The sequence below is a fragment of the Sorangium sp. So ce726 genome (assembly GCF_051521405.1).
Classification (GTDB): domain Bacteria; phylum Myxococcota_A; class Polyangia; order Polyangiales; family Polyangiaceae; genus Sorangium.
This window is the reverse complement of record NZ_CP150349.1, coordinates 5540905-5557778: the sequence shown is the minus strand read 5'-3', so window position 1 is coordinate 5557778 and position 16874 is coordinate 5540905. Positions and strand designations below refer to the sequence as shown.

General features: G+C 74.5%; 10 protein-coding genes. 5 read left to right on the top strand and 5 right to left on the bottom strand.

Annotated elements, in window-relative coordinates; translation table 11 throughout:
• The first annotated feature begins 378 nt into the window (after positions 1-378).
• The 3 genes from WME79_RS20610 (at position 379) to WME79_RS20600 (ending at position 6910) form a co-directional block, all read left to right on the top strand.
• Positions 379-1614: an SPFH domain-containing protein gene (locus WME79_RS20610; RefSeq protein ID WP_437538350.1), complete on the top strand. Its 1236-nt coding sequence runs from the start codon at positions 379-381 to the stop codon at positions 1612-1614.
• A gap of 141 nt (positions 1615-1755) precedes the next feature.
• A complete protein-coding gene (locus WME79_RS20605; protein WP_437538349.1) occupies positions 1756-3675 on the top strand; it encodes a protein kinase domain-containing protein in 1920 nt (639 codons plus the stop codon).
• A gap of 181 nt (positions 3676-3856) precedes the next feature.
• Positions 3857-6910: a response regulator gene (locus WME79_RS20600; RefSeq protein ID WP_437538348.1), complete on the top strand. Its 3054-nt coding sequence runs from the start codon at positions 3857-3859 to the stop codon at positions 6908-6910.
• Between the two features lie 15 nt (positions 6911-6925).
• On the opposite strand, the gene WME79_RS20595 is transcribed toward WME79_RS20600, so the two are convergent.
• From WME79_RS20595 to WME79_RS20585, 3 genes are read right to left on the bottom strand one after another with little or no spacing between them, the layout of a single operon-like run.
• Positions 6926-8038: an ABC transporter permease gene (locus WME79_RS20595; RefSeq protein ID WP_437538347.1), complete on the bottom strand. Its 1113-nt coding sequence runs from the start codon at positions 8036-8038 to the stop codon at positions 6926-6928.
• The gene (locus tag WME79_RS20590; protein WP_437538346.1) at positions 8035-10719 is read right to left on the bottom strand and encodes an ABC transporter substrate-binding protein; all 2685 of its coding nucleotides are present in this window, start codon (positions 10717-10719) and stop codon (positions 8035-8037) included. Before WME79_RS20590 ends, WME79_RS20595 begins: the two co-directional genes overlap by 4 nt.
• 2 nt (positions 10720-10721) lie before the next feature.
• Positions 10722-11513, bottom strand: a complete 792-nt coding sequence (locus tag WME79_RS20585; protein ID WP_437330344.1) for an alpha/beta fold hydrolase — start codon at positions 11511-11513, stop codon at positions 10722-10724.
• Positions 11514-11989: 476 nt separating this feature from the next.
• Between WME79_RS20585 and WME79_RS20580 the strand changes: the two genes are divergently transcribed.
• Both WME79_RS20580 and WME79_RS20575 read left to right on the top strand, forming a co-directional pair.
• Complete coding sequence (locus tag WME79_RS20580; RefSeq protein ID WP_437282555.1) at positions 11990-12487, top strand: MerR family transcriptional regulator; 498 nt, start codon at positions 11990-11992, stop codon at positions 12485-12487.
• Positions 12488-12727: 240 nt separating this feature from the next.
• Positions 12728-13498, top strand: a complete 771-nt coding sequence (locus WME79_RS20575; protein WP_437538345.1) for a sigma factor-like helix-turn-helix DNA-binding protein — start codon at positions 12728-12730, stop codon at positions 13496-13498.
• Here the strand turns inward: WME79_RS20575 and WME79_RS20570 are convergent, their stop codons facing one another.
• Both WME79_RS20570 and WME79_RS20565 read right to left on the bottom strand, forming a co-directional pair.
• Complete coding sequence (locus WME79_RS20570) at positions 13499-16003, bottom strand: hypothetical protein (RefSeq protein ID WP_437538344.1); 2505 nt, start codon at positions 16001-16003, stop codon at positions 13499-13501.
• Positions 15991-16863, bottom strand: coding sequence for a hypothetical protein (locus WME79_RS20565; RefSeq protein WP_437538343.1), 873 nt, complete (start codon positions 16861-16863; stop codon positions 15991-15993). Before WME79_RS20565 ends, WME79_RS20570 begins: the two co-directional genes overlap by 13 nt.
• Positions 16864-16874: the final 11 nt, after the last annotated feature.

The following is a 16874-nucleotide window of genomic DNA, read 5'->3' as shown; positions in this document are numbered from 1 at the left end:
CCCTCGCCAGCGCGGCCCCGTGCCAGCAGGACGAGCGCTTCGGCCGCCGAACGGCGGAGCTCGGGATCCCGAAGGACGCGGGCGGCGCGGGTGACACGGCCGACGCGGGTGACTCGGGTGACTCGGATGGCACCAGCGGCTCGAGCAGAGCTAGCAGAGCAAGCGGAGCAACGGGCATACGGTCCTCCCGGCGGGCATTGCTGCCCTGCGATCTGCGGATTATCCTGAGGCCGCTGTGTGCCTGAAAGGCGCGGCGATCGTCAACGGAGAACGAACGGCGCGGGCCCTGCGCGCCGTCTGCCGGAATGAAGCCCGAGGTCTCGGGGGGCAGTGGACCGGCAGGTCCGTCACACCCAGCACACCGAAGAGGAGCGCGACATGGGGATTTTCGATTTCGTGAAGAGCGGCGTCCGCGAGATGATGATCGCGCGCCCGGACGCGGCGAAGCATCTCATCGTCTACAAGCACCCGGACCAGAACATCCCCTTCTGGTCGCAGCTGACGGTGGACAGCGATGAGTGTGCCCTCTTCTTCAAGGACGGCAGGTACATGGGTTACCTGCCCACAGGGCGCCACACCCTCCAGACCCAGAACATCCCGTTCCTGAACAACCTCGTCAACAAGTTCACGGGCGGGGACGTCTTCATCGCCGAGATCTTCTTCGTGAAGACGCAGCCGGTCCGCGGCGTGCCGTTCGGCGGGCCGCTGGAGTCGATGGAGGACCCCGTCCTCTACGAGTTCGTGACGCCGCGCATCTTCGGTGAGTTCTCGCTGGTCGTGGTCGATCCGGTGCGGTTCGTCGTCGGGTACCACGGGCAGTGCGGCGGCAGCGGCGACAACGACGTCGTCCTGAGCTGGATCAAGGGCAAGTTCTTCATGAGCGTGAAGACCGTGATCGGCCAGGTCTGCGCGCAGCAGCAGAAGAGCCTGCTCAACCTCGGCGGCATGAGCATGGAGCTCGGCGCCCGCATCGTGCAATCCGCGCCGAACCTCGAGGAGATCGGCTGCAAGATCCTCGAGATCGGCAACTTCAACATCAACTTCTCGGCCGAGGAGCAGAAGCTCCTCCGCGAGGCGAACAAGGAGCGCGGCGATGCGCGCCGCGGCATCGGCATCGCGCAGGACACCGCCCGCGCGAAGCAGTTCGAGCTGGATCAGCGGTTCCAGCAGGACGCGCGGTACGTGCAGCAGCTGGCGGGCAACTGGCAGAACTACGCCGCTGGTCAGGCGATGATGGGCGCCGGCCAGGGCATGGCGCAGGGCGGCGACGGCAGCGGCGTCGCGGGGCTGGGCGCCCAGGTGGCGATCGGCGCCGGCCTGGCGCAGGCGATGAACCCCGCGCTCGCAGCGCAGGGCCAGCCTCAGTTCGTGCCGCCGCACATGCAGCAGCCCGGGGCGCCGCAGGGCTACCCGGGTGCGCCGCAGGGCTATCCGGGCGCGCCCCAGGGCTACCCGGGTGCGCCGCAGGGCTATCCGGGCGCGCCGCAGGCTGCCCCCGCCGCAGCGCCGTCGATCGAGCAGCGCCTGGAGCGCCTCGGGGAGCTCAAGAGCAAGGGCCTCATCACCGACGAGGAGTTCCAGGCCCGCAAGGCGAAGATTCTGGAAGAGATCTGAGTCCTTACCAGGCGGCGCTGTCCGCCGCGCGCAGCGACCCGCGGGGGGGCCCTCCACAGCGGTCGCCAAACTGGCGCCATCTGATCCGAACCACTGAGCGCGCTTTCGGCTAGACTCGATGGGGTGCCAGTGACGCTCCGCATGGCCGGGGATGCTCAGCCCGAGATGACCGCCGGCGAGTCCGAGGCTGCCGAGCTGTTCCATCGGGAAGACATCCCGCGGCTGCACGGAGACGAATCATTTGCCCAGCCTCCGGCGCGCAGCGATGCGCCGCCGCCGCGCAGCGACGTGCCGCTGCGGAGCGATGCGCCGCCGCGCAGCGACGTGCCGCTGCGGAGCGATGCGCCGCCGCGCAGCGATGTGCCGCTGCGGAGCGATGCGCCGCCGCGCAGCGATGTACCGTTCCGCAGCGACGTGCCGCCGCGCGGGGAAACACTGCCAGCGCACGTCGACGCGCGCCCGGCGATCCCGCCGCTGCCGGCGCGCTTCGACGGGCCGGCGCGCCGGGGGAAGGCGAAGCAGACCCCGCGCGCGCGGCGCTGCCCGACCTGCAAGCAGACCTTCTCCGGCGACTCCCGCTTCTGCCCGTTCGACGGCGACCCGCTCGCCGACGCGCCCGACTGGAATCCATCGGCCGATCCGATGCTCGGGCGCACCATCGACGGCCGCTACGAGGTGCAGGCGGTCGTGGGTGAAGGGGGGATGGGGACGGTGTACGAGGTGCGCCACAAGTCGCTCGGCCGCCTCTTCGCCCTGAAGGTGCTCCGGCACGACATCGCGCAGGACGCCGAGCTCGTCGCCCGCTTCATCCAGGAGGCCAAGGCGGCTGCGGCGATCGGCCACCCCAACATCGTCGCGGTGAGCGACTTCGGCGCGATCGAGGTCGAGACGGGGCAGGCAGAGCTGCCGTTCTTCGTCATGGAGTTCCTCTCCGGGACCTCCCTCGCGTCGCTGCTGCGCACCGAGAAGACGCTGCCGGCCGACAGGGTCGGGCAGATCATGCTCCAGTGCGCCGCGGCGCTCGGGGCTGCGCACTCCGCGGGCGTCATCCACCGCGACCTGAAGCCTGACAACGTGTACCTCGTCCGCAACGGCGATCAGGAGTTCGTCAAGCTGCTCGATTTCGGCGTGGCGAAGGTGACCGGCGGCAAGCGGCTCACGCGCATCGGCATGGTGTTCGGGACGCCGCACTACATGAGCCCGGAGCAGGCGGAGGGGAAGCGCATCGACGCCCGCGCCGACATCTATGCGCTCGGCGTCCTCATGTACGAGTGCTTCGCGGGGCGCGTCCCCTTCGAGGCGGACACGTACATGGGCGTGCTGACCAAGCACATGTACATGTCGCCCGAGCCGCTCGAGCAGGTGATGCCCGACGCCACCACGCTGGGCGCGTTCGGCCCGATCGTCATGCGCTGCCTCGCGAAGAACCCCGAGGAGCGCTTCTCCTCGATGGCCGACCTCGTCGAGGCCATCGAGCTCGCGCTCGATCCGCCGGGCCGCGGGGTCTCCGCCGCCCCGGGCGAGCTGCCTCGCCACGAGTCGATACGGCCGCGCGCGCACGAGTCGATACGACCGCGCGCGCACGAGTCGATACGGCCGCGCGCGCACGAGTCGATACGGCCGCGCGCGCACGAGGAGATGCTCGTCCCGGTCCAGGCGCCGGCGGAGCCGTCCGAGCCGCTCTCGATGGCCGCGCGCGTGGCGATCGCGCTCGCGGCGGTCCTCGTGCCCATCGCCATCGCCCTCGGCGTCCGCGCCTTTCGCGCCTCGGCGCCCGAGGAGCCGCCCGAGGCCTCCGCCGCCGACGCTCCCGGCGGCGCCCTGCCGGCGGAGCCGGCGCCTCCCAGGGCGGTCGACGAGCCGCCCGCGGTCGCGACCGCGGCCGCGACCGCGGCGCCCGCGCCGACCGCGCAGGAGCCGCCCCGCACCCAGGGCACAGTCGCCCCGATCCCGCCGAAGCTGACCGCTGCGACGGGCCGTCCGGCGGCGACCGCGGCGCCCACGGCCTCCATGGTAAGGCCGCAAGCAACCGGCGATATCGTCGATCCCTGGAAGCGCTGATCGCCCGATCGGCGCGCGACGAAACCTGGCCTTCCCAGCCGTCCTGTGTGCACGATGGACGACGTCGAGCACCGGGCCCGCGGCCGCGGGACAAGCGATCGACGGCAGCGGCGACGCTCAGGGCGGAGCGCTTGACAGCGTCCGTTCGGGCTCGCCATCCTTCGCGAGGCGGAAACCTCTAGTGGCCAAGCAACAGCTCCTCCTGGTCGACGCGGATCCGCGCAGCGTTCGGGTCCTCGAGGTCAGCCTGAAAAAGGCCGGTTACAGCGTGACCACCGCGAAGGACGGAGCGGACGCTCTCGCGAAGCTCGAGGTCTCCACGCCGGACCTCGTCCTCAGCGACACGCGCCTCCCCAACGTGGACGGATATGCCCTCGTCCGCAAGATGAAGGAGCACGCCGACTGGGCCTCGATCCCGGTCGTCTTCCTCACGAGCCAGCGGTCCATCGAGGACAAGATCCGCGGGCTGGAGCTCGGCGTCGAGGACTACCTGACCAAGCCGATCTTCGTGCGCGAGCTGATCGCGCGCGTGACGCTGCTCCTCGCGCGGCGGACGCGCGAGGGGATCACGACGCGCCACTTCTCGACGACGGGGCGGACCAGGTTCTCCGGGTCGATCCTCGACATGAACGTCGTGGATCTGCTGCAGACGTTCGAGGTGAGCCGGAAGAGCGGGATCGTCCACCTGTCGCACGCGGACAACGAGGCGCAGGTCTACTTCCGCGAGGGCAAGGTCGTCGACGCGACGCTCGGCCGGCTCTGCGGCGAGGAGGCCGTCTACCGCGCGCTCCTGTGGAACGAGGGGACGTTCGAGGTCGAGTTCTGCAAGGTCGATAACCCCGACGGGATCGAGACGTCGACGCAGGGCCTCCTCATGGAGGGCATGCGCCGCGTCGACGAGTGGGGCCGGCTCCTCGAGGCGCTGCCGTCGCTCGCGACCGTCTTCGAGGTCGACAGCGAAGAGCTCCTCGAGCGGCTGAACGAGATCCCCGACGAGCTGAACGGGATCCTGCGCCTGTTCGACGGCAAGCGCACGCTGATGCAGGTGGTCGACGCGTCCCCGTTCGAGGATCTCTCGACGCTCTCGACCATCTCGAAGCTCTACTTCGAGGGGCTGCTGGTGCCCGCCGCCGCGCTGCCGCCCGACGACGTGGTGCCGAGCGAGCCGGAGACGGCGTTCCACGACGAGTTCTCGCCGCTCTCGTCGCCGTCGAGCGCGCGGCGCTCCAACTACCCCGACGGGAGCCCGGGGAACGCCGGCTCGGACGACCTCGAGGACGCCGCCGTGGTCCCGGCGCCGCTCTCGACCCGGGTCTCTCCGGCGGTGCTCCCGCGCTCCCGGCCCGGTCACGAGCTGCACGCGCCGGCGGGGGATCCCGACGCGGAGTCCCCGGGGCGCCCGGTGACGACCCGCAGCGCGGTGCACGGGCCAGGGGTGGTCGGCCGAGCCGCCAGCGCGAGCGCCGCGGTGGCGCGATCCGCGCCGGAGGGGGCGCGCGCGCCGTCGGAGCCGCCGCGGAGCGCCGTCTCGGCCGCGACGGCGCGCTCCGGCGCGGCGGGTGGCCGCGCGCCGTCGGAGCCGCCGCGGAGCACCGTGTCGGCCGCGGCGGCGCGCGCCGGCGCGACAGGGGGCCGCGCGCCGTCGGAGCCGCCGCGGAGCACCGGGGTGCGTCCGGGCGTGGCGGGTGGCCGCGCGCCGTCCGATCCGCCGCGGAACGCCGGGGTGCGGCCCGGCGCGGCTGGTGGGCGCGCGCCGTCGGATCCGCCGCGGAACGTCGCATCGGCTGCCGAGGCCGCCCGGGTTACGCGATCGCGCGCCGAGATCGATCTCGACAAGGACACCACGCTCGCGAGCAGCGATGAGGCCCCGCTCACGCGACCGCTCGTGACGCCGCGGAGCTTCGCGCAGAAGCAGCGCTCCACGAGGAGCGACAGGCCCGTGGCCGCGGCCGCTCCCGCCGAGCAGCGCGTTCGCTCCACGCCCCCCGAGGCGCCAGCAGCGGCGCCCGAGGCGCCCGCAGCGGCGCCGCCAGAGCCCGCGGCGCCGCCCGTGGCTGCGGCGACGCCGCCTGCGCTTGCGGCGGCAGCGGGCGTCGCGCCGCCCGCCGGCGAGGAGCGCGCCGCCGCGGCCGCGACGAGCCCCACGCTGCGCCCCCGCCCGCCGAGCGACGCGCCGCCGCCCGTCGCTGTCCCGCGCGGGGCGGAGCGCGCGCAGGCGCTGCAGCCCGTCGAAGCGAAGGCCGGGGAGGCGCGCCCGATCGAGGCTGCCCCCCCGCTGCCGGACGCCGCGCCGGCCGGCGCCGCCCCGGCGGCGAGCCTCGCGGCGGCGCCGGACGACGCGCCTCCTGGCGACCCGGGGCCGATCAGCGAGAGCGAGCGCTTCTTCCTCGGCGGCGGGGTGGACGCGCCGCAGGGGATGGCGGCGCAGGAGCATCCCTCGGCCGAGGACGCCGATACGACCGCCGGTGCGGTCGAGGCCACGCTCTTCGGGCCCCGCCACGAGGAACGCCGGGCCCGCATCGGGCGGATCGTCGCTGGCCTGGTCACGGCGCTCGCGCTCGGGACCGCCGGCGTGTGGCTGGTCGGCCAGACGGGGCGCCCCGTGCCCGCGGCGCCGGTCCATGCGCCATCGCCCGAGGAGGAGCCGGCGGGGCAGCACGCCGCTGCGGCGACCGCAGCGGCTCCGGCCGCGTCGGAGCCGGAAGGAGAGCCGGCGGCCGCTGCCGCGGCGGGGCTCTCCGCAGCGACCCCTGCCGACACCCCGGCGGGCCAGCCGGCCGCGCCGGCCTCGGCGAGCGCGCGGGCGAAACCTGCCGCGGCGAGCCCCGCCGCGCCGGCCGGAGCGCCTTCCGAGCACGCCTCGCACGCGCCGGCCGCCCACGCAGCGCCGCCGAGCGCGGCGGCGACCGCGGGCCAGGCCGCCGCGCCGACGCGGGAGCCGGAGCCCTCGGCTGCCCCGCCCGCGTCCGCGCCAGCCGCGCCGGACGAGGAGGGCGGGCCCCTCTCGACGCGCGTGATGCGCGCCCTGGAGTCGGGGCAGACCGGCAAGGCGGTGCAGCTCGCGCAGCAGCTCACCGCCGCCTCCCCGGGGAGCGCCGCGGCGTGGCACCTGCGCGGCGCCGCAGAGCAGGCGGCCGGGCGCGGCGGGCGGGCCTCGTTCCGCAAGTGCGCCGAGCTCTCCTCGGCCGAGTCCTCGCTCGGCGCGGAGTGCCGCGCGCTCGCCGGCATGCCGTGAGCGTGCGGCCCGCGCTCAGCGCGACCGCGATCTGAGCCGGGGATCGAGGGCCAGGGCCGCGAGATCGAGCGCCACGGTGGCGAGCACGATCGCGGCCGCGGAGAAGAGCACCGTCCCGACGATGAGCGGGCCGTCCCGGTTCTGGAGCGCCTCGACCGCCATGCTCCCGACGCCGGGCCAGCGGAAGAGCTTCTCCGTGACGATCGCGCCTCCCGCCAGCGCCCCGAGGTCGAGCGCGGCGAGCGTGGCGAGCGGCAAGAGCGCGTTGCGCAGCGCGTGGACGACGAGCGCGCGCAGGCGAGAGGCGCCCTTGGCCCGCGCGGTGCGGATGAAGTCCTGGCGGAGCAGCGTCCGGAGCTCCTCGCGGACGATGCGCGCGTAGAGGGCGCTGCCGAACACGCCGAGCGTCAGCGCCGGCAGGACGAGGGAGCGCAGGTGATCGGCCGCCGTGGCGCCGTACCCGTCGTAGGGCAAGAGCCGGAGCTTGTAGGCGAGCACGTACTGGAGGGCGGGGCCGATCACGAAGGTCGGCGCGCTGGCGCCGAGCAGGGTGGCGCCGAGCGCCGCGTCCTCCCAGGCCGTCCCGCGGCGGACCGCCGCGACGATCCCGAGCGAGAGGCCGAGCAGGAGCTGCACCAGCAGGGCGGCCAGCGCGAGCTCGACGGATCGCGGCACCTTCGCCTCGAGCAGATCCACGACCGGCTTGCGGTAATGGAAGCTGTAGCCGAGGTCGACGTGCAGGCCGAGCGGACCCACCGCGCAGCTGCGGTGCTCCGGATCGGCGCGAGCGCCCGCGTGGGCGCCAGGGGCGCTGCCGTCGCCGCCCTGCGCGGGGCCGAGGTGGACGAGCCGCCGGACGAACCGCGCGAACTGCACCGGGACCGGGCGATCCAGCCCATGGATGGCCCGCGCGCGCTCGAGGTCCGCCGCCGAGGCCTGCGGCCCGACGAGCATCCGCGCGGCGTCTCCCGGCAGGAGGTACGCGATCCCGAACGAGACGGCGGTGACCCCGGCGATGACGATCGTGGCCCAGCCGAGGCGCCGGAGGAGGCGCGCGAGCGCGGAGCCCACCGCGGAGGCGCGGCCCGGGCGGGGCGTGGAGGCACGGCGCGCGCGCGTGGTGCTCATCGGGGAAGGGCCGCGCGCGCGAGCAGCGCGCGGAGCGGCGTCGCGGTTCGAGGCGCGACCGCGCGCGGCCCTCCGCCGGCCGCGGGCCGCGCGGACGGGTCGAGCCAGACCTCGTGGAGGCGGGACGTCAGCGCGGCGGCGCCCTCGTGGCCGTGCACGTAGGGGTGCCAGAGCTCGAGCTGCCGCGCCGTGTACGTGGGCACCCAGGGCGCGCGATCACGGACGATGCGCTCGGCGCGGTCGTAGAGCGCGAGGCGCCGCGCGCGATCCTGCTCGGCGTGGGCGGCGTCGAGCGTGCGATCGAGCTCCTCGTCGCTGAAGAAGGCGTAGTTCTGCGAGCCCTCGTCCCGGATGGCGCGCGTGGAGAGCGTCGGCTCGAAGACGCTCGCCGGGTCGGGGAAATCGGCCTGCCATCCGACCCAGCCCATGGCGACGGCGCGGCGCCGCGAGGCCTCGGCGAGGTAGGTCGCCCAGCTCACGAGCCGCAGGCGGACGCGGAGCCCGACCCTGGCGAGCTGCTGCTGGACGATCTCGCCGATCGCCTGCTCCAGCGTGTCCGGGACCGCGATGTAGTCGATGACGCCCGGGTAGCCGCCCCTCCCGGTCGCCGGGTCGAACGGGTAGCCGGCCGCGGCCATCTGCTCGAGCGCGCGCGAGAGGTCGTGCTGCCGCATCGGCGCGTCACGCGGGGGGCCCGGGATCGACGGCGGCAGCACCCGGTCGAGCGCGAGCAGATCGGGGCGCACCTTCTCCAGCACGGTGGGGTCGAGGGCGAACGCGACAGCGCGCCGGACGGCGAGCTGGTCGAACGGCGTGAGCTCGGTGTTGAGGAAGACGGCGTTGGTCCGGTTCCGCGTCACCCAGCGCCTGTGCCCCTCCCACCCGGGCGCGGCGCGGTAGGTCGCCGCGTCGATCGCGGTCAGATCGCGCAGGATGTCGAGCTCGCCCTCCTCGAACTTGTAGCGCTGGGTCGTCGCGCGCACGCCGGTCTGCCACTCGATGGCGTCGAGGTACGGCAGGCCCGGGCGGAAGTACCCCTCGTGGCGGGCGAGCCCGATGCTGCCGTCCTGGTCCCACCGCGCGACGCGGAACGGGCCGGCGCCGCACGGCGGCGGCGGGCTCGCCGCGTCGACCACGGCCCCGGACGACGGGCACACCGGCGCCATGAACGCGAGCGTCATGAGCGGCAGGAACGTCGCGTCCGGCGCGCGCAGATCGATCGCGACGGCGCGATCCCCGAGCACCCGCACGCCGGCGAGGTGCGGCGCCGCGCCCGCGTGGTACTCCGCGAAGCCCTCGATCATGTCGTACTGGCTCGCGCCCGGGCTCGGCGTCCTCGGGTGGAGCGTCCGCTCGATCGAGCGCTTCACGTCGGCGGCGCGGAGCTCCGCGCCGTCGTGGAACCGCACGCCCTCGCGCAGCGTGAACACGTACGTCCGCCCGCCGCGCTCCACCTCGATCGAGCGCGCGAGATCGGGCGTGATGCGGCCGCCCTGATCCCACGCGACGAGGCGGGCGAAGACGAGCTCCGCGACGGTGCTCGAGAGCTCGTCGTAGGCGATCGCCGGATCGAGCGCGCGCGCGTTGACCGTGGTCGCGAGGCGCAGCGTCCCGCCGCGCACGGGCGCGCCGGACGCCGGCTCGCCGCCGAGGGGAGCGCGGACGCTGCCCGCCGAGCCGCCCGAGAGCAGGAGCAGCGCCGCGCCCGCGACGAGCAGATCGACCGGCAGGCGACGGCCGCGCGGGAGCGCCGCGCCGGCCGGATCGAGCGCGTCGCGGAGCCCCTCGCTCGCGCGGTGGAAGCCGAGCACGGCGAGCACGATGGCGAAGCCCGGCGCGGCGACAAGGAGCGGCCTGACCCCGAGGTACGGCTCGGCCTCGTGCAGCATGCGGCCCCAGGTCGCGGTCGGCGGCTGCGCGCCGACGCCCAGGTAGCCGAGGGCGGCCTCCGCGAGGATCATCTGCCCGGCGCTGATCGTCGCGAGCGCGAGCAGCGTCCCGCCCACGTTCGGCAGGACGTGCCGCCGGACGATGTGCAGCGGCCCCGCGCCGAGCGCGCGCGCCGAGGCCACGAAATCGCGCTGCGCGAGCTCTGCCGTCTTGGCCCGAACGACCCGCGCCGCCCCGGTCCACCCCGTGAGGCCGAGCACGAGCAGGATCGTCCCCACGTCCGCGCGCCCCACGGCGACGCCGATCGCGGTCACGAACAGGAGGTAGGGCAGGGCGAGGATCACGTCGACGAGCCGCATGAGCGCGCCGTCGAGCGCGTCCGCCCGCGTGCCGGCGGCCATGCCGGCCGTGACGCCGACGAGCGCGCCGAGCCCCGTGGCGAGGGCCGTGGACGAGAGCGCGATGGCGAGGGAGAGGCGCGCGCCGTGCGCGAGGCGCGCGAGCAGGTCGCGGAAGAGCGGGTCCGTCCCGAGCCAGTGGGCGGCCGACGGCCCGGGCGGCGCTCCGGAGGCGTCGCGGGCGAGGGTGAAGTCGCTCGCGTTCGGGTCGTGGGCGATGACGGCCGGCCCCACCGCGGCGAACAGCGAGAGCAGCGCGACGATCCCGAGGCCGAGCAGCGCCGAGCGGTCCCCGAGGAACCGCCGCGCCGCGTCCTCGCCGAGGACGGCGCGCCCCGCGCGCTCGGCCGCTCGCGCCGCGCCGCGCGAAAGCCGAGCCCAGCGCGCCGTCACCGTCACCGCTTCCCTTCGAGGAACTGCGTCACGAGCGCGACGAACTCCCCCGGCCGCTCCTCGTGGGGCGAGTGCCCGGCGTCCATGATCTCGAGCATCGCGCCGGAGATCTCGCGGGCGAGCCGCTGCGCGCTCGCCGCCGGGAAGATGCGATCGTCGCGCCCCCACACGACGAGGGTCGGCGCCGTGATCCGGGTGAGGCGCGCGACGACGGGGCGCGCGTCGAGCACCGCGCGCATCACCGCGTGGGCGCTCTCGCGCGCCGAGGGGGCGTTGAAGAGATCGTAGTGCCGGTCGACGCGCGACAGCGGCACGGCCGCGTCCGCTCGGAACACATCGTCGCGGAAGTACGACCGGAACGTGCCGCGGCCGTGGAGCTGCTTGAAGACGATGCCGCCCACGATCGGCAGGAGCGGGAGCTTCATCTTGAAGCTCATCGGGAACGGGTAACAGAGCGCGTCCTCCAGGACGAGCCGCTGCACGAGCTCCGGGTGGTTGGCGGCCAGCGTGATCGCGACGGCGGCGCCCATCGCGTGGCCGACGAGGTGCGCGCGGCCGACGCCGAAGGCGGCGATGAGGTCGGCCACGGCCTCGGCGAACGTCTCGATGCCGTAAGCGTACCGCGCCGGGCTCGGCTTCTCGCTCTCGCCGAAGCCCGGGAGGTCCGGGGCGATGACGTGGAACCGCTGGGCCAGCGTGTCGATCACGTCATCGAACTCCAGGTGGCTGACGAGGAAGCTGTGGATCAGCAGCAGCGCCGGGCCGTTGCCCGCGCCGGCGACCAGGACCCGCATCCTGACACCCCGGGCGGTGACATCCCTGATGACGCGTTCGACGGGTCGGGGGGCGGCGGGAGAGGCCGAGCCCCGACCCTCGCTGGCGAGGGCTTTGGCCATGGTGGCGGCGAGACTATCAGCCCTTTTGTCTGAAAGGACCGATGTGTGTCAGGGTACGGGGCATGCCGCTGCACGAGCCCCGCTGGGTGTCGGGCGCCCCCCTGCTCGCACCCATTGCACCGAGCGTCGCCTATTTCCCATCCCGGCCCCCGACCCGCGTCAAGCCGGGCGGGCCGACGCGTCGTTCCGACGGACGAAAAATGTCCGAGGGTTGTCAAGAACCCCGGCAAAGCACCGCGTCTCGCGACAGCCACACAATAATCGTAGTCGCGTCAATTGACTGTATTCCATTCAGTGGAATAGAGTCGCCCGCGTCGGTTGGGTAGGGCCTCCGGCGATCGATGGGAGGACCGGTGCAAAGGATCCCCGAGGAGGTGCTTGATCGCATCGAGCGGGAGCACGCCCAGGGGATCACATCGAGCGATATCCTCGAGCTGTTCGCGGCTCATGGCATCAAGTTCAGCGAGGCGACGCTCCGGAAGTACGTGCAGCTCGGCTTGCTCCCGCGAAGTGTGCGGGTGGGGCGCAAGGGCAAGCACCAGGGCTCGCAGGGGATGTATCCGGCCACGGTAGTCCGCCAGGTTCAGCGCATCAAAGAGATGATGGCCCAGGACTACACCATCGAAGAGATCCAGCGTGAATTCCTGTTCGTGAGAGGTGATATCGAGGAGCTCGAGCGCACGATGGCCAAGGTCTTCAATGCGCTCAGGGATGCGGCCAAGGAGAGGCGGAGCGAGACGAGCGGCAGGGCGATAGCCCAGGACCTCGCGAGCGCAGAGTCGCTTGCGCGGGAGCTCGTCGCCAAGCTGGCGTTGATAGAAGAGCGCTTGATGGCGCAAGCGCGGCTCACGAAACAGGCGGCTTCCTCTTGAGGGGCCGAGTCGCGGGGCTTTCGTCGTCGTGAAGTACATGGGGCCGCGGCGCGGCCCCGCCTGGGTTTGATGCGATCGACGGGACGGGCAACGGCTCGTTTCGTCGCAATTTTTTAGGGACGGCATCCGGCTTTACGTCGGGCTAAAGAGCGGATCCCTCTGCGCTCGAGCTGGGACTCGGGACGTTCGGGAGAGACGCGCGCGCTTGAGAGCGGAGACGCTACCAAACGGAGGCAGCGCATGGCGACGGTGTCTGACAGCGAGCTCGAGATCTTCGGCCTGGACGGTGCGGATGCGGCGGAGGGCGATCGCGACCCAGCGGGCTCAACGGAGCCCGTCGTGGAGGGCGCGCTCGCGCTCCAGGCGGACCCCGCGGAGTCGGGGAACGCCATCACGCGCGAGCAGCGCAGGTCGCGGCGGAAGCGCGAGATCCGGGCGCGGACGATCAGCGTCAAGCGCATGACCAAGCGCGAGCTCGAGATCGGCCGGATGCTCTACCCGGAGACCGATTACTACAAGCCGCGGACCCGCGCCGAGTGCGTCGACGGCCCGAGGCCGTGCCCGTACGTCTCGTGCCAGCACCACCTCTATCTCGACGTCTCCGCCAGGACCGGCGCCATCAAGCTGAACTTCCCCGATCTCGAGGTCTGGGACATGAATGAGACGTGCGCGCTCGACGTCGCGGATCGCGGCGGCACCACGCTCGAGGACGTCGGGGCGATCATGAACCTGACCCGCGAGCGGATCCGCCAAGTCGAGGTCAAGGCGCTCGCGAAGCTAGAGGCGCTGAAGGACATGATGGCGCTGCGCGATTACGTCGACGAGGGTCCGGTCGGCAAGCGCCGGCTCCCCGTGCTGACCCAGCCGGACGACGACGAGGATGAGGACGAGGTCGACGAGGACGAGGCCACGGGCTCCGACGGCGACGCCGAGGATGAGAGCCCCGAGGCGACCCGCGCTGGGCGGCCGGCCGAGCTCGAGGACGCCGGCGACTTCGACGGCGGGGAGTGATCAGTCGGGCCGGGCCTCGACGGTCACGATAACGTCCGCGCCGAGCGCGCCCGCCAGGAAGGCGCGCCACGCGGCCAGCGTGATTTTCGCGGCGGCCGCGCGGGAGGGGCGGCCGTTGAACAGCTGGATGAGCCGGCGTCTGGGCTCCGCGAGCGCGTCGCGCTCCCGCCGGGCGAGGTGGGCCTCGGCGCGGCCGAGATCGCCGTCGGTCACCCGCTGCGCCAGGCCGGCGAGGAGCTCCTTCACGCGGGCCGAGGCCTCGCTGAGCTCGCCTGCCTCTGCCCTGATCTCGACGGCGAGCGCCGCGGCGCGTGTCCCGCCGAGCACGCGCGCGCTCGCGCGGGCCGCGAGCGGCCGCTTCGCCGGCGCCGCGCTGGCTGGAGCCGGGGACGCCGTGCTCGCCGCGGGAGAGAGCGCGGCCGCGAGCAGGCCGCCTTCGCCGTTGAGCGCGGAGACCGTGAGCTCGGCGAGCTCGCGCGCCGTGGGAGAGGCCTCGCGCGCCGCAGGGAGCCGCGCGCCGACGACGGCCTGCGACAGGGCCGCCCCGGCCGGCAGGCGGGCGTCGTGGTGACCGAGCCGGGGCACCACCGCGCCGTCCGGTGAGCCGCACCCGCGCGGGGTAAGCCGCGGCGCGAGCCAGCGCTCGGCGGCCTCCGCCGCGGCGGCCGCCTGGGAAGCGTCGGCGTTCGCGAGGACGGCGAGCCGGAGCGGGCCGGTCGCGAGCGCCTGCCAGCGGAGCTGCACGGTCTCGAGCGCGCCGCTGGCCACCCGGTCCCAGACGCCGAACGGCTCGATCCAGGACGGGTGGTCGGGCGCGATCGCGGAGGCGAAGGCCTCGAGCGCCGCGGCCCGCCCTCCGGAGAGGTGCTCCAGGTGCTGGAGCGCCGCGGCGCGCGCCAGCGTGAGCGCCTCGGGGCCCAGCGTGGTCGCCGCGACCGTGCGCGCGGCGGCGTTCGCCACGCGGCGCCCGAGCTCGGCCGGGGTCTCGCGCTCGTCGCGGAACGGCGCGTGCGCGATCACGCCGACGGCATCCGCCGTGACCCACGGCTCGATCGTGACGTCGAGCTCGCGCCGCCGGGTCTGCACGGCGGCGAGCGCGGCGAGCGCCGTCGCGCCGGCGTCGTACAGCCCTTCCTCGGCGACGCCGCACGGGCTCCCGAGCAGGACCCAGACCTCGCCTTGCCCGCGCTCGACCAGCGCCCGCCGCTCCAGGGCGGGCTGGGCGCCTGGCGCGAGCGCGCGCGAGAGCTCGGCCTCGAAGCGCCGAGCGCCGGCCTCGCCCGGCGCCGCGGGCTTCGGCGGGTCGGCGCTCGGAGGGAGGCCGAGCGCCGTCGCCCACCGCTCCGGCGGCGCGCCCGGGGCGCTCCCCGAGAGCGCCCACCACGCGGCGCGCGCGCCGGCGTCGCGGGGGTCCTGCGCGGTGAGGACCTGCCGCGTGGCGACGGCGGGGTTCGGCGGCGCCGAGAGGCCGCGGCGGATCTCCTGCCGCGCCACCGCGGCCGCGAGCGCCGCCGAGGCCTCGACGGGCGGGGCCGTGGGCAGATCGGCGGCCTCGATGGTCACGCTCACGCAGCCGCCGCGCGGGCGGGCGACCCCGAGCACCTCGACGGCGCGAAACGGGGAGGGGAGCGCCGAGAGGCGCGCGCGGAGCGGGGACCCCGGCGCGCCGAGCCGCTCCGCCGCGGCGACGGCCGCCTGGGGGCTCGCGACCCGCGCGGCCACGGTGACGCGGGCGGCCCGCCGCCCGATCTGGTTCGTCGTGTACACGCCGACTGTGTCCGCTGCCGGCCAGGGGTCCGCGGGCGGGCTGCCCGCCGGCCAGGCGTCGATGTCCTCCGCCGCGCGGGCCGCCTCCTCGCAGAACGCGGCGGGGCCGACGGCGGCGATCGAGGTGCGCCCGGCGTGCAGCGCCGCGGCCCGCCACCCCTCGAGCTCCCGCGCGCCCGCGGGCGTCGCCAGGTCGACCACGGGCTCCGCGCCCGCGAGGCCCAGCTGGCCGGTGCACGCCGCGATCGGCGAGAGCTCCGGCGCGTCGAGCGGGCTCGATCGGAGCGCCTGCGTCCGCTCCGCGGCCCGGGCGACCTCCGGGCTGCCGGCCGCGATGGGCTGCGCGAACGCCGCCGACAGCGCGCGCAGGAACGGCGCGACGCGCGCCGCGTCCCTGACGAGCAGGCGCACGCGGAAGGCGCTGCGGTCGATGCGCGCGTCCACGTCGAAGCCGGCGGCGAGCAGGCGCGCCTCGACCACGCTGGCGAGCGCCGTCGTCGCGACCGAGCCGAGATCGGTCGCGACCGAGACGACGAGCGCGGGCGCGGGATCGCCGTCGCGCGAGACGAGCGTGAGCCGCGGCCGGGCGTCGAGGTGGCGCACCTCGATGCGCCCGACGCTGCCCTCGGGTGTCGAGGCGAGGGCGTGCCCCGACGCCGGCGGGCCGCCGGGCGCCGCGCCGCTGCAGGCCGCGAGCAGGACGAGCGGTGAGAGGAGCGCGGGCTTCAGGGAGCGCATGCGTCGTCGGAGGGCAGCGGCGCGCCTTCCAGCTCGAAATCGGCCGGACATCGCGGGGCGATCTTGAAGCCGTAGAAGTAGGTGAGCACGCCGGTGACGGACCGGAAGGACGCGCTGTCCGCGAGGGGCGGCCCCTCGCGCTCGAGATCGTAGAGCTCGTTCGAGAGGCTCGGGACGTCGGCGGGGGGCACGCCGGCCCCGACGTTGATTGACGCCGCGTAGCGGCCGTCGCGGCTCGAGGGGTCGCCGGCGATCCTGACGCCCTCCACCCGCACGAGCATGCCGATGTACGGGCGCGCCGACGCGTAGCCTCTCAGGTCGTCGAGCGGCACGCGGATCGGGACGGCGGGGCGGTCCTCGAAGCGGAAGCTCATGGTCCCGCCGAGCTCGGGCAGGGTGCGGCAGCCGCCGAAGCGGCCGGCGGAGGGGCCGAGGAACTCGGTGAGCTCGCCGAGCACGTCGACGACGTCTCCGGGGATGAGCCGCAGGTCCGGGGGGTCGAACGCGGGCTGGAAGACCGTCATCCCCGAGTAGGGGACCGGCTTGTCGGCGCTGTCTTGCACGTAGTGGTTGCCGCGCGCGCCCTCGCCGGTCTCGTCGAAGCTGTCGATGGCGACGAGGGTGGCGCCGGTGACCTGGGCGCGGCGAGCGGGCGGCGCCGCGCAGCGCCGGCTCTCTTCGTCCCTCGGGTCAAGCCACCCGGCGTCGCCGACGATCTCGGCGATGCGAGCGCCGCCGCCGCGCTCGTCGGCGAGGGGGATGGCGGAGGCATCTCCGTTGCCGCCGCCGCACGCGCCGAGCAGCGGGGCGGCGGCCGCGATGAGCGGAAGCGCGGAGGAGGTGCGGGGTGGGCGAGCCATCCTCCCCGGCT